An 18,262-nucleotide genomic window follows, 5' to 3' on the forward strand; every position below is an offset into this window, starting at 1 on the left:
CAAATGCAATCGGACCCAACCACACATGGAGTAGAGGCAAGCAATCTAAGCTTCTCGTACGGCAGCACCCCACTGTTTTCAGACCTTAATCTGAACGTACGAGAACGTTTGGCGCTCTTTGTTGGGCCTTCTGGCTGCGGCAAGACCACCATCTTAAAACTAATTGGAGGCTACCTTAAGCCGACCGACCAATCCACGTTCATTAACAATCCGTTCCGCACCGGCATGATTCTCCAGAATGATATGCTGGTTCCATGGCTGTCCGGAACGCGGAATATCGAACTGTTCCTGAAGCGCCCGATCGCATCCTTCCGCTCACACCCCCTCTTCGGCATGATCGAGCCGATACTCAACCAGCCGGTCTACACCTTGTCGTTTGGACAACGCCGGATGATCGAGCTCGTTCGCGCCTTCTGCTCTGATCGAGAACTACTCCTGCTAGACGAACCGTTTAACTATCTTGACGAGAATAGAAGGGAGCGGTTTGCGAACCATATCATCAATAACACCAAAATCCGTATCATCTGCACCTCACACTATTTTGGGGAATTCACCAACACTCACTGGGAACAGTTTCGATTTGAAGGAGACCCTCCGCACACCCACCTAATTTCATGATCGAATGAAATCAGCGATCAGGCAATTCATAACCAAGGCCATCGCATGGACACTACCGCTCACCATCTGGTTGGCGGTGAAGTACGGATTTCAAATCTCCGATCGTTACCTTCCAAGCCCCATAGGGGTGTTCTCAGCAGCGAATTCGTTGGGGCCAGCGCTACTGATAGACACCCTTCACACCTCCATCCGTATCATTCTAAGCTTCGTTCTCGGCTTGGGATTCGGCCTCACCACGGCTCTTCTCTGCTTTCGAGCTTCACTCTTACGTCATCTCATCCCGATGGTGAATGCGCTACGCGCCGTCCCCCCGATCGCAATGGTGCCGTTCTTCCTACTTTGGTTCGGTTTCTCAGAATGGGGTAAGATCCTGCTGCTTACCGCTGGTCTAGGGCTCAATGTATTCGTCGCAATCGCCGACAAACTTGAGTCTCCGGATAGGGACGCTACTATAATGTTTAAATCGTTCGACATTGAACCAAGAACCCTGGTTTCACAGTACTGGTTCCAAGCTACCTTAGAGGGCTTGCTACCCACACTGCGGTTCGGCCTAGCTATGGCAATTGGCGTAGCACTTGTCGCCGAAATGCTAGGCTCACAGACTGGCCTTGGTCACGTCATACAAATTTCTCGCGCCACGTTCTCAATGGACGTAATTTTCTTAGCTGCTGCAATTCTCGGCACCATAACGGTAGCCTTCGACCGCCTCTTAATCGTATTCTGGAGACATCTGATTTACTGGAAACAATGAACGCCTCAAAACAGAAGCCACGTCGCATCAAATTCACGATGGCCACTCTCGGCCTCGTTACGCTACTTACGCTAGCGGCAGCAATCGTTTGGACCAATCGCGATGGGAATTCGGGAAAACAGTCGATAACAGTCGCCATAGCGCCATACCAGGACCAAGGCATGCTCGTTAACTACAAGCATCTTGGACTTGAGGAAAAATACGGCGTTTCAATCAACCTTATTACACTCCCATTTGAAGATATTGTTCCCTCGGTAGCAAGCGCCAGCGCGGGCGCAGACATTGGATTTGGAAGCTTCATAGGCTACTTAAACCAATACAAGAACCTGAACACCGACTCCGACGACCCTGTTCTATTTGTCTATCCTGCCTATGTCTTCAAAGGTGGTGGATTTGTGACTTTCGATAAGGGCATCAAACCACTCCGCGAAACTGGAGTAGTATCACAATATGCGTCTGACATTCTCCAGAACGAGAAATTCGGTTATCCTGATAAGAGCATCTACGAACTGGTGCTAGCCCATGTCGCCAGATCAAACGATGTACCATTATCCGAAATCGACACCCACAAGATTGTCATCGAAGATGGCCTACTAGCCGCTCAATCCGGCGCCCTCGACATTGCCGCCGCAGGACTCACCCAACTCAACGAGACAAAGAGACGCGGCGGCGAAATTGTCTTCACAATGGACGATGTTGGATTCGCGGACATTACCGGATTCCTAGTGAAGGAGAGTACAATGCGCGAGCGGGGTGACGACGTACGTGCGGTCATCCAAATGTGGTTTGAATGCGTCGCATACGTTATGTCAGACATTGAAGGCAATAGCCGGGAAACCATTGACTATCTGGACAGGCAAGCCGCAACGAAGTACACTATAGATGAATTCAAGGCTGCGATTGAGCAGGAGTATTTCCCTACCACAACTGCCGAGGCTTACAACGAAACGATGACAGAAGAAGGGAAGTTCTCACACCAAGGTATTCAAGAGACAGTAATCGCTTTCTTTGGCCTTAGCGAGACCATACAGATAACCCCACTGCCTCCAGGCTCATTCAAGACACCTTGATGCGCCGCCGATAAAGCACTCGGGGCTACCCTTCGCTTCGAGCAAGAGTAAAGGGCGACAAACATGCTTAAGCCATGCCTCAAAATGTAGCGAAAAGCAGATGCTTGCGGTGCAAGCAGCTTTCAGAGGAAGGTTCGCCGGTATCAGGCTTGGACTGGGCATTTCATATCACGCCCCATCCGAATATTTTCTCCCTCGGATACTTTCTCACAACCCAGGTATTTGACAAACCCTCCGGAATTCCAAAGGATCTTAAGGAGAGCGCTAGTTTACTAAGAAGCGCTTTGGCCCGACAACCCACGCTTGAACGCATCATCCTGATGGAGTTCGACACTCGAGAGACCCGAACGCCCGAGTTCCGGTGGTGTGATTGCGAGTTTTTTGTAGGGACCGATGATTCCGTACAGTCCCTCGTTGAGCAGGGGCACCGTATACTACGAGTCCCACTTACCAATTATAAGCTGCATGCGATCTTCAGACGAAAACATGGAGAGCAAACTCACGCCGAGGATACGGAAACCGACGATGCGGAAACCGAAGATAAGGTAATAATCACCGATAGTAGGCCATTGGTGGATACACTTATCACAGCACTCAAAGAACTCAAAGAACTTAAACCTAAGCACAAGCTACTGGAAATCATCGACCCGGAGACCAGCCCCGAACAGGCAAGGCTTCCGTCAGAAATCACATTCAAAGACGCGTGCAACTATGATTCTCCAAAACTGTATATTCTTACAGCACCAGGAGTTGACGTCTATGTGGATAAGGCGAAGCAACCTGACACCCTCATTTCCGAGCACCTAATAGACATCAGTGTTCCAACTTTTATCTGCGCTCGAATCAACACGGGACTTCTCCAAGATGAGAACAAAGTCCTCAAATGCCTCACCAGCCTACAAGGGATTTTTGCTTACATCGTTGAGCGCTCGGTAGACTTCGCTAAGCTTACCCCTGATTCCCCAAAGGCCGACGATTTTTGGGTCGAATATTTTAAGAATTCTTCAGAAGTCTACGATCGCATCACCCGTGATCATGAGAATCTGATTAGCCCTTTCGTCCGGTATCGGTTCGACATCGATAGAGGTCGAACCATAAGCGATGATAGATTTAGGGAACAACTGACGCGGCCTAGACGTTTTGCGAATATCATATCACGTCACGCAGAACCCCCGGATTCCATCGATTCCGAGAAAGATGGACCTCGATCTGAGGATATCGCCGCACAGGTGCTCGAGCTTCATCGCCTAAGACCTGCGGCAGGTTCAAAGTTAGTGCTCACACACTACTGTGATCTGGATACTGTTTGGGCAATGCTGAACTCCGCCAAAGATGATTCGAAACGCAGCAATCCGGGGCTCCGCCTCTGGGCGACGCCAGTGAATCTGCTGAACGATGAAATGGAGGGCCAAGAACTTTTCAAGTGGATCGAGAAGGCACTTTCCAAGAACCAAGGGGCATCGAAACTCTCCAACTATCTCCAATGGATTCGAGAGCCTCCTGGGACAAACTCACGAGGACTGATTACAGTTACCACAAGCTTTTCCTTGGAAGACAGCTTTGAAGAGGCTGGAGATAACTTGGACATGTGGAGGGCGTATGGAGGCAATAATGGCGTTGCCCTAACGATGGAGCTTGATCACGGTTTCGACGAGTTGAGTCAACTCTACGCAGTAAAATACGCCGATGACGAATTCGCTCGGACTTGGGCACTACTTCAACGGGAGTGTGTTAGTTGCCCGAAGGAAGTTGAAGGTCACCCTGATTCGTTTTGGATGAATTTGGAGATGCTGCGTTTTTGCTATAAACATCCTCGCTGGCAAACGGAACGCGAAGCACGGATAATCAGACCGGTGACGATCAATGAACTCAGATCAGTCGAAGGTTGCCAAGATGGCGATGCTTCCAAAGCTCGATTCTTTGAACCTTCCGAGCCTTTTTTTATGAGAAGATCGGTTACGAATCGAACGAAAGTAACTCTAGGCCCTCTACTAAGTCAGAACAAGATTGGGAGGCATCGCGTAGCTTTGCGTGTCCGAAAGATATTCCAAGAGACGCTTGGATATGAACCTTATGTTGATTTTTCAAAGACCAAGTATCGACTGACGCAATAACTCGGATCGACCGCGTTCTAGGAATCAAGATATCCAGGAAACGCCGGTTGAATGTTCCGAGCAGCATGAGGAGCAGATCACCGATTTCATTCACTCTTCAACTCGTTCGGGAGATTCTCTCTCAACCCAGCCCGGATCAATTCCCAATCCGGCAGCCGAGATTTCCCTCGCAAGGCTCTTCTTCCACTCACCCTCCTTATCGAGTTCGAGATAGAGCGGACCACGGTAATTGGTGGGCAGCTCAATATTCGGTGTGCATAGGCAACAAACACGTTTGTCGCCCAGTAGCGCTAAGAAAAAACCAAGTTCAAAGATAGCGTTTTGGCGGGCTCGAGGTCGTTGCCCATTTGGCCCGTCGCCAGCAAAACCTCCACGATCTTTGCCGGTAAGCACTACGACAGCAAATCCAACATCAGCGTAGTGTCGGAGCTTGGCGAGAATTGTGCTACCAACATTTGGCTGATCATCGAGTATGACCGCCTCGAGCGACAAGTCCCGCATCAAAGAAGCGACCTCGTTCCGCTCATCGCTGCCTCTTTCATGTACTATAAAGACCTTTCGATGCGGAGTCACACGGTCGACGACTGACCGCAGCATCTCTGTCTGAACAATCTGCGCGAACAATACGGCCAATTGGTATGGATAGTATCGACTGCAAAACTTACTATCGGGATTCGGCCAATCAAACTCCTCATTGTTGTAGAGCTCTGACCTCGTATCGATGACATCAATCCGACCATTTGGAAACGCCACACCTGCCATTCTCCGTCTTTGCTCCATCGATCCTGTTGCAACATGTGCACCTTGCGGGGTATAGGTGTGGAGATAGACGGCGCCTTCAAGCAGGAAAAGATTCTCAAGAATCCTCGCCTGTATCTTTCGTTCGACACCGTCGTGGCTGGCAACCCAATCGCGGAGATGGCTCGGGTTTAGAATCCGTCGCTTGAGTTCCGCCTCTGAGATTTTGGTGTGTGTTGATCTTTCTGCAAAATACTTTGAGACCACCCCATCAATGTAGATGTAATCAACTAGCACCATATCTGCTTTTTTGCGTGACGCACGCTCAAGCTGGGCAAGAGTATCTGGGTGAAAGGTCCATGAGTCCCTCTCTGGAGATTCATCCAGATACTGTCTCTCCAAGACAATATGCACCATTGACACCAACACGGAGAGGCTCTGGCCTGCATTGACGGCAACTCGCATACCCGACAATCGCTCCATGACTCGGTCGCAGGTTTCCAGTTTGTCATCTATGACGACCACATGGAATTCTGTATCCGCCATCCTATTAGGCTTTGTCGATTTAGCAGACCCAAAATTGCAGCGGCAGAGGCGGCGCGCTCTCACCCATCGTAAGTTGACGTCGCGGAGTTCACTGACACGCCTCGCACGGCCCTCCATTCAGCGTTGCATCGATCGAACACGCGTTCTTCTTGGCTTCCCCCGTCGCCACCACCGCCGCCAAGGCTTTGGTGGTCATGAAGGCTACGAAGGACAGGTCGGTGTTTTCGAGTGAGAGCTTCATTGGCACGCCTCACACGTGCCGCCATTGAGCATCGCATCGATGGAGCACGCGTTCTTTTCAGCTTCCGTATACTGCTTTCCGGCCATGCCGCCGCGGACTTCTTTTTTGACCGAGATGGTCGCCTTCTCGATGTTGGAGGCTTGGAGGGTGCGCAGGTAGTAGGTGGTCTTGAGGCCTTTGTCCCAGGCGCGGCGGTACATGTGAGACAGGGTCTTCATGTCCGGCTGGGCGAGGAAGAGGTTCACGCTCTGGCTCTGGTCGATCCACTTCTGGCGCCTTGCGGCCGCATCGACGATGAACTCGTAGCCGACACCGAAGACGGTGCGGTGCTTCTGCTTGATGGCCTCGGGGATGTCGTCGATGGAGTCGAGCTCGCCGTCGAAGTACTTCAGCTGGTCGAGCATTTCCTGATTCCAAAGACCCTCCTTCTTGAGGTCGTTGACCAGGGTGCCGTTGAGGACGATGAAGTCGCCGCTCAGGTTGCTCTTCACGTAGAGGTTCTTGTAGTTCGGCTCGATGCACGGGGTGGTGCCCATGATGTTCGAGATCGTGGCGGTCGGGGCGATCGCCAGGACGTTCGAGTTGCGCATGCCGTGCTCGGCGATCTTCTCGCGGACCACGCTCCAGTCCATCTTGCCGCCGCGCGGGACGTCGAGCTCCTTGCCGCGCTCGTCCTCAAGCAGGTCGAGGGTGTCCTGCGGCAGCAGGCCGCGGTCCCACTTCGAGCCCTTGTAGGTCGAGTAGGTGCCGCGCTCGCCGGCGAGGTCGCTGGACGCGCTGTAGGCGTAGTAGGCGATGGCCTCCATGAACTCGTCGTTGAACTCGACGGCGGCGTCGGAGGCGAAGCTCAGGCCGCGCTTGTAGAGCGCGTTCTGCAGGCCCATCACGCCCATGCCGATCGGCCGGTGGCGCGAGTTCGCGGTCTTGGCGGCATCGGTCGGGTAGAAGTTGATGTCGATGACATTGTCGAGCGCGCGGATGGCGACGGTGATCGTCTCCTTGAGCATCTCGTGGTCGAGCGCGCCGTCGGGCGTGATGTGGGTGTCGAGCACCACCGAGCCGAGGTTGCAGACCGCGGTTTCCTCATCGGAGGTGTTCAGCGTGATCTCGGTGCAGAGGTTCGACGAGTGGATGACGCCGGCGTGGTCCTGCGGCGAGCGGACGTTGCAGGGGTCCTTGAAAGTGATCCACGGGTGGCCGGTCTCGAAGAGCATCTTGAGCATGCCCTTCCAGAGGTCGATGGCCGGGATCTGGCGGGACCAGACCTTGCCCTCGGCGGCCATCTGCTCGTACTCGACGTAGCGTTGCTCGAAGGCCTTGCCGTAGAGGTCGTGCAGGTCGGGGCACTCGTTGGAGCGGAAGAGCGTCCAGTGCTCGCGGGCCTCCATGCGCTTCATGAACAGGTCCGGGATCCAGTTCGCGGTGTTCATGTCGTGGCAACGGCGGCGGTCGTCACCGGTGTTCTTGCGCAGCTCGAGGAAGTCCTCGATGTCGTTGTGCCAAGACTCGAGGTAGGCGCAGCCGGAGCCGCGGCGCTTGCCGCCCTGGTTGACGGCGACGAGCTGGTCGTTGTGCAGCTTGAGGAACGGAATGATGCCCTGCGACTCGCCATTGGTGCCCTGGATGTAGGATCCGGTGCCGCGGACCGCGGTCCACGATCCGCCGAGACCGCCGGCCCACTTCGAAAGGAAGGCGTTTTCGGCGATACCGCGGTGCATGATGCTCTCGATCGAGTCATCGACCTTGTAGAGGTAGCAGGACGAGAGCTGGCTGTGGAGCGTGCCGGAGTTGAACAGCGTTGGGGTGGACGAGCAGAAGCGGCGGCCCTTGTAGAGGTTGTAGAGGCGGATGACCCAGCCTTCGGCGTCGGTCTCCTCGCGCTTGAACAGGCCCATGGCGACGCGCATCCAGAAGAACTGGGGCGTCTCAAGGCGGCGCGGCTTGGTGCCGGTCTTGTCGACGATCAGGTAGCGGTCGTAGAGCGTCTGGATGCCGAGGTAGTCGAAGTCGAGGTCGGCGGTCGGGTCGAAGGCCTCGGCGAGCTTGTCGAGGTCGTAGGTCTCGAGCAGCTCGGGGTTGAGGCGTTTGATCGCGATGCCGTGCTTGAGGTACTGCTTGAAGGCGGCCTGGTGGGCGGCCTTGAGCTTCTCGATGCCGTCACGCTGGATCGACCAGTCGAGGACCTCCTCGTAGATGTAGGAAAGCAGGATGCGGCCGGCGAACTTGGCGAAGTCGGCGTCCTTCTCGATGAGTGACTTGGCGTTGAGGATGACCGTGTTGCGGAGGTCGCGCTCCTTGATCTCGGCGCCGACCGAGCGGCGGAGTTCGCGTTCGATCTCGGCCTCGTCGAGGCACAGGTCGAGGCCGATCGAGGCGAATTGGATGCGCTTCTTCAGCTCAAGGCCGTCCCAAAGTCTGGTTTCGCCGTCGTCGGTGGTGACCGAGATGAAAAGGTCCTGCGCCGACTCGTCGGGCGAGGCTTCCTCGTCGATGCGCAGGCGGGCGCGCTCGTCGCGGTAGCGGATGTAGTGCGCGGCGGCCTTGAAGTGGCCCTGGCGCATCAGTTCCTCCTGCACCATGTCCTGGACGTCCTCGATGTGGACGAACGACTGGTCACCGGTGCGGACGAGCTCGGTCACCGCCTTGGCGATGTCGGCCGCTGGCTCCGGGATCTCGTGGATGGTGAGGAAGGCCTTGCGGACGGCGATCTCGATCTTGGTCTCGCTCCACGGCACCACGTTGCCATTGCGGCGGATCAGGCGGACCGGCAGCGCGTGCGGCTGGGTGCCCGCGGCGATAGAGCCGCCCTGCTCCATCGAGCGGCGGAAGGCGAGCGACTTGGCGACATCGTAAGCGTCGTTGTCGAGCAGCGCCTTCTCGATGAGGAGGTAAAGATCGGCCTCGGAAAGACGGAGGCGGCCGCCTTCGTCGATCGACTTGGTCAGCGAGTTGGCGACGGCGTGAGCGACGTCGGAGACGAACTTGCGGTTCTCCTCGGTGAAGATGCTGTCTTCCTTCTCCTTGCGGGCGATCAGCAGGTCGGTGAGCGAGTGGCCGATCGCGTCGGCGACGTCATCGAGGGTGAAATTGGCTTCCTGATTGCCGCGCAGCACGACGATGTCGGGCATCGGCTTGCGGCGGTCGGTCGAGAGCACGCCGCGCCAGTCGAAGCTCCGGCTTTCCGGTCCCCCACCCCCTTCGCCGGCGGCTTGGGCGAAACGGTCGGTGATGACTTGCTTGAGCAACAGATCTTCGTCGAGGGTGAGGTTGGAGTACATGTTCTTTGGAGGCGGTGTGGTTTTTTGGAGGCGGCGGAAGCGGGAAAAGTGCGGAGCGGGTGAGCGGCTGAGGCTTTGGTGATGAGTGGTCAGGGGCCGGTGGTCAGTTCTTTGGGAGTGACGTTGGGGACGGCTTGGACCGGAATTGGAGGAGACAGGGTGGGACAGTGTCGGGACTTTGGCATTTCATGCCCTCTGACCACCGGCCACCGAACACTCATCACCGGAGTCGGCAGCCAGGGTCAGGAAGGACACACCATCACAGATCATCATCATCGACATCGCCGAGGGCACTGGCCTTCTGGTATTCGGTGACGCGGCCTTCGAAGAAGTTCTGCTCCTTCTTGATGTCCATCATCTCGGCGAGCCACGGGAACGGATTCTTGACGTCGTCCTTGAGCGGCTTGAGGCCGCAGGAGTCGAGCCGGCGGTTGGCGATGTAGTCGATGTAGATTTCGAAATCCTCGGCGTTGAGGCCGATGCCGGAGACCGGCAGGCAGTCGCGGATGAACTCCTTCTCGAGGCGGATGCCCTCGGCCATGGTGGCGCGGAGGTCTTCCTTGAACTCCTCGGTCCAGATGTCCGGGTTCTCGTCGATGAGGTCCATCAGCAGGTTGCGGAAGACCTCGATGTGATTGGACTCGTCGCGCAGCGTGTAGCGGAACATCTGGCCGATGCCCGGGAACTTGTTCTGGCGGTAGAGGCTGAGGATCATGCCGAACAGGCCGTAGAACTGTGTGCCTTCCATGACCTGGCCGAACATGAAGATGTTCTTGGCCAGCGCCTGCTTGTTCTCGGTGACGGTCAGGTCGATGTCGCGGCGCAGCGCCCGGCTGTTGGAGGTGACGAAGTGGTTCTTGGCGGTGATGGTCGGGACGTCCTCGAACATCGCCTCGCACTCGTGCGGGTTGAGGCCGATCGAGCTGAGCATGTAGACCAGCGAATCGGCGTGGATGTTCTCCTCATGGGCGTGGCGGCCGAGGACGAGCTTGAGTTCGGGCGCGGTGACGACCTCGCGGACGACGTGCAGGATGTTGTCGCCGACGATTCCCTCGGCGGCGGAGAAGTAGCCGATGCCCATCTTGATGATCCACCGCTCGACGTCGGAGATCTCGTCGTTTGAGCGCCACTGCTCGACGTCCTTCTGCATCGGGATGTCCTCCGGCTCCCAATGGTTGTTCTTCATCGTCTTGTAGAGGTCGTAGGCCCATTGGTACTTCAGCGGCAGGATGTTGAAGAACATCGTGTCCTTGCCGTTGATGACCTTCTTGGCCTGGAAGGCCTGTTCGGCCTTCTCCTTATCGAGGACGAAAGTGCGGGTTCCGACGGTGATGGTGGTGGTGGCGGACATGGGACAGGGATCGGTCGAAGGAAGGGTGAAAAAAGAGGTTGAAGAGGCGCTGTTTCGGACAGGTGAAGTGCTTTTCCGCGCAGGGCGCAGCGTCAGGGAGACTGAGGGATCGGTGAAAATCGGACAAGACGTTTTTGCTCATATGGTATTCACAAATCTATTCACATACAAGATGTAGTATGAATTGCGTTACAATGGACTCTTGACAGCACCACGCGTTTTCGCCACGTGCTGGTCTTTCAATGAGTTACGTCAGTCAGCGGCTTGAGGCTTGGTGCCACGATAGGGCCAAGAAAATCTTTCAGCCCGATTTCGACGTTCCGGCCGATCCCGGAATTTTAAAATGTTAGTCGGCTTTTGGGCCGATTCGGGACCGGTTTGTTGCCCTTTCGCGGAAAAGCGCGGGGTAAAAGTTTGAGGGGGGATGGATGGCGGAATTGGGGGGTGAGACTCGGAGTCGGGGTAGGTGGAGCAAGATCAGGGAGTTATGGAGGATCCGAAGATCGTGGCGCAGCGGACCGCGCGAGCCCACTCGCGCATTTGGAGGGCCGGGGTTCCGGGGCGCGAGTGGGCTCGCGCGGTCCTTTCTTGAGGTAGGGCGGACCGCCCTCGGTCCGCCGCGGCCGGAAGGATGGTGACGGGCGGAAGATCCGGACAGTCGACCTTGCCCCATGTGATCCGGGTAGGAGATGGACCGCGAGCTTCAGCTCGCTTCGCCGGACCGGATCAGCGAGCTGAAGCTCGCGGTCCATGGGTTGCACGGGGTTCCGGGGCGGACTGAAGTCCGCGCACCATCACCCTTGTTACGGGCGGCAAGGGCGGTGACGGCCGGAATGACCGACACGGTCGACCCTACTTGGAGAAAGGTAGGGACAAGCGCCCTCGCTTGTCCGTGGAAGGAACGATGAGAACGGCCGGAGGAGCAGAGAAGGTCGACCCAACTTGCTGGGTTCCGGTCCGTAAGACCCCGTAAACGGGGAACTACAAACCCCAGTAGCGGGCTGCAGGGGTTCGTAGTTCCTCCTTTAGGAGGGCCACCGCGTCCACGGTCGACCGGGGGCGGTCGACCCTACCCGGCGGCTGGAAGCCGCCGCTCCATGGGTATGGCGCTCGCAGAGCGCGACTCCGTCAGAGGGCCCACTTGCCTTTGTCGAGCTCGCAGACGCAGGCGGCGAGGAGGTCGATGCAGGCTTCGATGTCGGCCTTGTGGGAGGTCTCGATCGATTGGTGGATGTGGCGGGTCGGGATCGACACAGCACCGGCGATCGAGCCGCCGGGGACCATGCGCTGGAGCGCGGCGGTGTCGGTGCCGCCGGCCGCGAGGATCTCGGGCTGCCACTTGATCTTGTTCCGCTTCGCGACCTCTTTCATGTAGGTCACCATGCGGTAGTCGCAGATCACCGAGGAATCCATGAGCTTGATGCCGGCGCCCTCACCGAGCGAGGTGCAGCGCTCCTGGGGCTGCGAGCCCGGGACGTCGTAGGCGATGGTGGTATCGAGGCCGAAGCCGAAGTCCGGCTTCACGTCGAGCGCGGCGACGTTTGCGCCACGCAGGCCGACTTCCTCCTGCACGGTGAAGGCGGCGTAGAAATCGTAGGCCGGCTTCTTGCGCGACTTCTTGAGCTTGCGGAGGGTCTCGATGAGCACGAAGACCGACACGCGGTTGTCGAGCGACTTCACCGTGACGCACTCGCCCATCTCTTTGAGCTCGGTGTAGCGGGTGATGAAATTGCCGACCTCAACGAGTTTCTCGACCTCCTTCTTCGGCATGCCGGTGTCGATGAAGTAGTCGGAAATCTTGAGGTTCTTGCCGCGCTCCTCGGGCGACATGATGTGGATCGGCTTGCAGCCGAGCACGCCGAGGACGTCCTTCTTGCCGTGGACGAGCACGCGCTGCGAGGTGAGCGTCTTCGGGTCGAATCCACCGACCGGGTTGAAGCGGATGAAGCCCTTGTCGTCGATGTGGGTGACGATGAAACCGATCTCGTCCATGTGCGCGGCGGCCATCGACTTCTTGGCCGACGAGCGGCCCTTCTTGAGGGCGATCACGTTGCCCATGTTGTCGGTGGTCACCTTGTCGGCCAGGCTCTTGACCTCGGCGAGGACGACCTTGCGGATCTCCTTTTCGAATCCGGGGGCACCGGGAGCTTCACAGATCTTGGCGAGAAGAGGGACGTCGATGGGCATGGGAAAAATCAGCAGAGCGGAGGCGGGGATGGCCAGCGGGAAGATTGGAAATCGTCATCTAACTCGCCGGATTCGGCGGAAAAGCGACTGATTGGTGGGGAAGGCGCGGTCCATGCCCTCCTAGGGGTTCCGGGGCGCGAGTGGCAACGCGCAGTCCGTTTTTTGGCGGGCTTCGCTGCGAGAGAGCTGGTGCGCGGACTTTAGTCCGCTTATCGAGGCCGGGGGCTCGGCGGTAAGACTTGTGGGAGTGTCCGACCCGATACTCGTGGCAAGGCACTCGGGCTCCGGGGCGGACTAAAGTCCGCGCACCACATTGCCCGAGGCTCAGGGGCGATCTGCCGCCGACAGGTCGAGGGACAAGCTCGCGGTCGATTGCCACGCGCCCGATCAGAGCTTGGAATACACGGCCTTCAGATCGACGCCGTCGCCGAGGCGCTTGAGCTCATTGACCAGCACCGGGAAAAGCTCGGCGGCAATCTTCTTGCCCTCGGGGGTGTCGATGAGGTCATTCATTTCGTGCGGATCGCTCTTGAGGTCGAAAACGCGCGCGACCTTGGCCTTCGGGTAAAGGATCAGCTTCTTGCCGTCCTTCTCGATCATCCGCTGCAAGTCGCGGTAGGCACCGAAGGCGAACTCGCGCGGCGTCCCCTCCCCTTTGATGTGCGGGTTGAGCGACTCGAACTCGACGCTGTCGGGCACCTCGGCGCCGGCCAGTTCGAGCGTGGTCGGCATGATGTCCTGCAGGTAGATCGGCGCATCGATCTTGCCGCCGGCTTTCACGCCGGGACCGGCGACGATGAAGGGCACGCGGACCGAGTGGTCGTAGAGGTTCTGTTTCCCGAGCAGTCCGTGCTCACCGCAGCCGAGTCCATGGTCGGCGGTGAAGCAGATGAAGGTGTTCTTGCCGTCGGGGCTCTTCTCAAGCCGGTCGAGGATCTTGCCGATCTGCTCATCGAGGTGGGTGATGATCGCGTAGTACTCGCGGCGGTGCGTCTTCACCGCGAAGGGCGTGCGCGGGCTCGGGGCGAGCTTTTCATCGCGGAGGCTCTGCGGTGCGCCCATCGGGTCGCGGTGCGGGTAAACGGGAAGGAAGTTCTTCGGCAGCTTGATGCGATCGAGCGGGTAGCGGTCGAGGAACTCCTGCGGCGCCTGACGCGGGTCATGCGGCGCGTTGAAGGCGAGATACATGAACCACGGGCGGTCGTCGTCGGAGCCGAGGAATCCTTCGAAATCATCGACGATCACCTCGGACCAGTGCTTCCCACCCTGCCAGAAGCCACCTTCGGCGGTATCGGTCGGGCTCCACGGATCCGGCTTGCCCTCGACGGGACGCTCGTAGGCGTTCTTGCGGTCGCGTGGCATACCGGGCCGGATGTTCACGGCCTCGTCGAAGATCTGATCGGCCGGCATGCCGACGTGCCACTTGCCCGAAATGCAGGTGCGGTAGCCGGCGGCGCTCATCAACTGCGACCACGAGCGCTTCTTGCCGGCGTAATCCTTCTTCAGCGACTTCTCGGCCGCCTGGGCGTTCCAGAGTTGCAGGCCGGTGTTGAGCATCGTCCGGCTGGCCACGCAGATCGCCCCGTGCCAGCCGCCGGAGTTGTAGGCATGGGTGAAGGTTGTGCCGCGTTCGGCGAGGCGATCGAGGTTCGGCGTGTCGATGTCTTCGTCGGACAGCGCGTTGACCGCCTTCCAGGTCATGTCGTCGGCGAAAAGGAAGAGCACGTTCGGTTTCTCGGCGGCGACCGCCGACAGGCCGGCGAGCAAAAGAATCAGCAGGGCTTTCATGGATGGATCGGGCAGTTCTACGGCAAGCGCCGTGGGACTCCATCAATTCTTTCCAAAGAGAACGCGGGGTCGTGCGTTCCTGATGGTGAACGGCGCCGCGTTCGCGGAAACGCGCGGTGCCGGGAGTTTCCGCAAATCGATCGCGACGGGCATGGGGCCCGCCGCGCCCTGTCTCCAACCACGATTTGCCATGAGCCTCCATGCCCAACTGTCCCCGGAAGCGCGCGCCGCGCTCGAACGCCAGCAGCGGTCCTCGAAAGCCGCGAGCCTGGTCATCGCCATCCTCTGCACCACGCTGCTTGCCCTCGTCATGGGCTTCGTGCTGATGCCTGCGTTCGAAAAGGCCACGCCATGGCCGCAGGCCCAGTATGTCTATCCCGAGACCGACGAACCCATCGACGAACCCAGGGTGAAGGTCAGCTCCACGAAACCGGCCAGCCCGAGCGCCGCATCGGCGAACCTCCTCCACGTCGAAGCGAGCGGTCCGGTTGCGATCCCCGTGCCCGACAACCCGGTGGACTCGGAAGCACCCTTCGGAACCGGCGACGGCTTCGGCACGGGATTCGACGACGGCATGGATGATGGAGCAGGGCCCGGTGGATGGACGCGACTCGAACCCGACTTCCGCAAGCGTTGCTCGAAGGAGGACCGGATCGCGCAGCTTCAGCAAGGCGGCGGCACCGCGGAGATCGACGAGCGGGTGATCCGCGCGCTGAGATTCCTCAAAAGCACGCAAGCTGCCGACGGCGGCTGGGGCACGAGCAACCGCGAGGCGATGACCGGATTGGCCGTGCTCGCCTACCTCGGCCACTGCGAGACGGCGCTCAGCGAGGAATTCGGCGACTCGTGCCTGCGCGGAATCACTTTCCTCACCGACAAGGGCATGAAGGGCAACGGGCGTCTGGTCGAAAACGCGGCCGACAAGCATTGGCCCTACCAGCAGGCGATCGCGACCTACGCCCTTGCCGAGTCGGAAAGCATCCATCACGCGCTCGGCATCGACATCCCCGGACTGCGCGGGACGGTGCAGAAGGCGGGGCAGTTGATTATCGACAGCCAGCACAAGTCGGGCGGCTGGGACTACGGCTACGACGAGTCCAGTAGCCGCGGAGGAGACCTCTCGATCACCGGCTGGCATGTGCAGGCGCTGAAGGCCTGCAAGCTGACGAAGATCGACTTCCGTAACCTCGAAGGCTGCGCGCGCAAGGCGCTGGACTACGTGGAGGCGAGGCAGGGCAGCGACGGCGGCTTCGGCTACACCGGCACCGCGCCGGTCGGCAATGCCGGCTACTGCACCCTGACCGGGGTCGGCATGCTCTCGCTGCAGATGTGGGACAAGGGCTCGCGGGCATCGGTGCGGAAGGGGGCGAAGTATGCGCTGGCGAAGATGCCGTTCGAGTGGGACAGCGCGGATTGCGATCTCTACGGCCACTACTATCTCGCGCAGGCGATGTTCCAGCGCGGCGGGACCGACTGGGAGAAATACCAGCCGATGTTCCGGGATGCATTGATGGATCATCAGAATGCCGATGGCTCATGGCCGGTGCCGGGTGGCGGGAACAAGCCGGCGGCGGCCGGCGCGCTGTATGCCGAGAACAATGCGAACGGCCTGCACTACCGGACCGCCCTCGCGACGCTGATGCTGGAGGTTTATTACCGGTATCTGCCGACGGGGAAGTGAAGGAGGGGACGAGCAGATGGACCGCGAGCTTTAGCTCGCATCCACCGGGGCTCCGGGGCGAGCTGAAGCTCGCGGTCCGTGAGGCCCCGTAAACGGGAAACTACAAACCCCAGTCGCGGGCTGCAGGGGTTCGTAGTTCCTCCTTTAGGAGGCCCACCGTTCCCGCGGTCGGCCGGGGGCGTCCGACCCTACCTTGAAGAATCGGCGGAGGCCGCCACGTATGGCCTCGGCATGCAACGACTGCTCGCCTTTTGCTCCCTCGCCTGCGTGCTTCACGCCGGTGAGCCGGTTTCGCTCTTCGACGGCAAGACGCTCAACGGTTGGGAGGGCGACCCGACCTACTGGCGGGTCGAGAACGGCTGCATCGTCGGCGAGGTCACTCCCGACACGCTCCTCAAGCGGAACTCGTTCCTGATCTGGCGCGCCGGCACGGTCGAAGACTTCGAACTGACGGTGGAATACCGCGTCTCCGACAAGGGCAACTCCGGCATCAACTACCGCAGCATCGACACGCCCGACGTCAAATGGGCGCTGACCGGCTATCAGGCGGACATCGATGGCGGCGACCGCTGGACCGGCCAGAACTACGAGGAACGCGGTCGCACCTTCCTCGCCTACCGCGGCGAGTCGGTCGTGCTCGAACCGGGGCAGAAGCCGAAGGTCGTCAAGCAGCTCGGCACGAGGGAAGAGCTGCAGAAGTCGGTGAAGAAGGAGGACTGGAACACCTACCGGATCGTCGCGAAGGGAAACCTGCTCCAGCACTACCTGAATGACGTGCTGATGAGCGAGGTGAACGACCTCGATCCCGAAAAGCGCAAGCTCTCCGGCCTGCTCGGCGTGCAGGTGCATGTCGGGCCGCCGATGAAGATCGAATACCGCAAGATCGACCTCGTCCGCCTCGATCCGGAGCCCTGATGCCGCAATCCGGGGAACGCCCCCTTCCCTTCGCGAAATACGCCGACTAAACCCTGTCCATGATGAACGACTCCCACCCCTTCCGCCTCGACGGCCGCGTCGCCTGGGTCACCGGATCCAGCCGCGGGCTTGGAAAGATCATTGCCGAAACACTCGCCGCCGCGGGCGCCAAGGTCGTGGTGAACTGCTACTCCAGCCGCGAGCAGGGCGAGGCGGTGGTCGAGGGAATCCAGGCCGCGGGAGGCGAGGCGATGCTGGTGGCGGGCGACGCGACCGACGCCGAGTCGATCGATCGCATGGCGGGTGAGATCGAAAGCACCTTCGGGCCGGTCGAGATCCTCGTGGCGAACGCGACGCCGTTTCAGCCGATGAAGGATCTCGAGGATTATACGTGGGAGGAGCACCAATCGATGCTCGACGCCTTCGTGAAGAGCCCGTTCCTGCTGGCCAAGCGACTTTTCCCTTCGATGAAGGAGCGTGGCTACGGACGTTTCGTGAACATCACCAGCGAGGTCTTCCACGCCGGCATGCCGGGATTTTCGGCCTACGTCGCGGCCAAGGGCGGCCAGATCGGCTGGACGCGTTCGGTGGCCAACGAGGTCGCGCCGTTCGGGATTACAGTGAACACCGTAGCGCCCGGGTGGATTCCGGTGGAACGCCACGAGGACGTTCCGGCCGAGGACAAGGACGGTTATCTGAAGACGGTGCCGGTCGGAAGATGGGGCACCCCGGTGGATATCGCCAATGCGGTTTGTTACTTCGCCAGCGAGGCGTCGGGCTTCGTGACGAACCAGACGCTATTGGTGAACGGCGGGCGGATTCCTTGGTGAGGGTAGGGACGAGCGCCCCCGCTCGTCCGTGGTCCGAGGCGAATCGCCGGCCGTCCCCTTCCTTCGCGGTCGACCGAGGACGGTCGACCCTACCTTCCGCACGATCCCAACCACGGTAGGGACGAGCGCCCCCGCTCGTCCGTGGCCCGAGGCG

At 59.1% G+C, this 18,262-nt stretch carries 13 protein-coding genes; 7 read left to right on the top strand and 6 right to left on the bottom strand.

Going from position 1 to position 18,262, the window contains the following annotated elements:
* Positions 1-3 precede the first annotated feature (3 nt).
* The 4 genes from HAHE_RS04115 to HAHE_RS04130 all read left to right on the top strand — a co-directional run bounded on the left by HAHE_RS04115 (position 4) and on the right by HAHE_RS04130 (position 4,553).
* Positions 4-618 (top strand): ATP-binding cassette domain-containing protein, encoded by a 615-nt coding sequence (locus tag HAHE_RS04115; protein WP_338690811.1) that lies wholly within the window; start codon positions 4-6, stop codon positions 616-618.
* Positions 619-622: 4 nt separating this feature from the next.
* On the top strand, positions 623-1,369 hold the full coding sequence (locus HAHE_RS04120; RefSeq protein ID WP_338688837.1) for an ABC transporter permease: 747 nt from the start codon (positions 623-625) through the stop codon (positions 1,367-1,369).
* Positions 1,370-1,530: 161 nt separating this feature from the next.
* Positions 1,531-2,439 carry a hypothetical protein gene (locus tag HAHE_RS04125; protein ID WP_338688839.1) on the top strand — a complete coding sequence of 303 codons (909 nt, stop codon included), beginning with the start codon at positions 1,531-1,533 and terminating at the stop codon, positions 2,437-2,439.
* Positions 2,440-2,513: 74 nt separating this feature from the next.
* On the top strand, positions 2,514-4,553 hold the full coding sequence (locus HAHE_RS04130) for a DUF2971 domain-containing protein (protein WP_338688841.1): 2,040 nt from the start codon (positions 2,514-2,516) through the stop codon (positions 4,551-4,553).
* Between the two features lie 90 nt (positions 4,554-4,643).
* Here the strand turns inward: HAHE_RS04130 and HAHE_RS04135 are convergent, their stop codons facing one another.
* From HAHE_RS04135 to HAHE_RS04160, 6 genes are all read right to left on the bottom strand, one after another.
* Entirely contained in the window at positions 4,644-5,837 is a 1,194-nt protein-coding gene (locus HAHE_RS04135; RefSeq protein ID WP_338688842.1) for a nucleotide-binding protein, read from the bottom strand.
* Between the two features lie 88 nt (positions 5,838-5,925).
* Complete coding sequence (locus HAHE_RS04140; protein ID WP_338688843.1) at positions 5,926-6,078, bottom strand: hypothetical protein; 153 nt, start codon at positions 6,076-6,078, stop codon at positions 5,926-5,928.
* Complete coding sequence (locus HAHE_RS04145; RefSeq protein WP_338688844.1) at positions 6,075-9,356, bottom strand: ribonucleoside-diphosphate reductase subunit alpha; 3,282 nt, start codon at positions 9,354-9,356, stop codon at positions 6,075-6,077. The genes HAHE_RS04140 and HAHE_RS04145 overlap by 4 nt, the downstream gene beginning before the upstream one ends.
* A gap of 259 nt (positions 9,357-9,615) precedes the next feature.
* A complete protein-coding gene (locus HAHE_RS04150; RefSeq protein WP_338688845.1) occupies positions 9,616-10,707 on the bottom strand; it encodes a ribonucleotide-diphosphate reductase subunit beta in 1,092 nt (363 codons plus the stop codon).
* 1,128 nt (positions 10,708-11,835) lie between these two features.
* The gene (locus HAHE_RS04155) at positions 11,836-12,894 is read right to left on the bottom strand and encodes a M42 family metallopeptidase (protein ID WP_338688846.1); all 1,059 of its coding nucleotides are present in this window, start codon (positions 12,892-12,894) and stop codon (positions 11,836-11,838) included.
* Positions 12,895-13,281: 387 nt separating this feature from the next.
* Entirely contained in the window at positions 13,282-14,682 is a 1,401-nt protein-coding gene (locus tag HAHE_RS04160; RefSeq protein WP_338688847.1) for a sulfatase-like hydrolase/transferase, read from the bottom strand.
* Between the two features lie 190 nt (positions 14,683-14,872).
* Between HAHE_RS04160 and HAHE_RS04165 the strand changes: the two genes are divergently transcribed.
* From HAHE_RS04165 to HAHE_RS04175, 3 genes are all read left to right on the top strand, one after another.
* Positions 14,873-16,363 carry a prenyltransferase/squalene oxidase repeat-containing protein gene (locus HAHE_RS04165; protein WP_338688848.1) on the top strand — a complete coding sequence of 497 codons (1,491 nt, stop codon included), beginning with the start codon at positions 14,873-14,875 and terminating at the stop codon, positions 16,361-16,363.
* Between the two features lie 231 nt (positions 16,364-16,594).
* Positions 16,595-17,278: a DUF1080 domain-containing protein gene (locus HAHE_RS04170; RefSeq protein ID WP_338688849.1), complete on the top strand. Its 684-nt coding sequence runs from the start codon at positions 16,595-16,597 to the stop codon at positions 17,276-17,278.
* A 59-nt stretch (positions 17,279-17,337) separates the two neighbouring features.
* Entirely contained in the window at positions 17,338-18,108 is a 771-nt protein-coding gene (locus tag HAHE_RS04175; protein WP_338688850.1) for a 3-oxoacyl-ACP reductase family protein, read from the top strand.
* Positions 18,109-18,262 lie beyond the last annotated feature (154 nt).

It is taken from the genome of Haloferula helveola, assembly GCF_037076345.1.
In the GTDB taxonomy this organism is placed as follows: Bacteria; Verrucomicrobiota; Verrucomicrobiia; order Verrucomicrobiales; family Akkermansiaceae; genus Haloferula; species Haloferula helveola.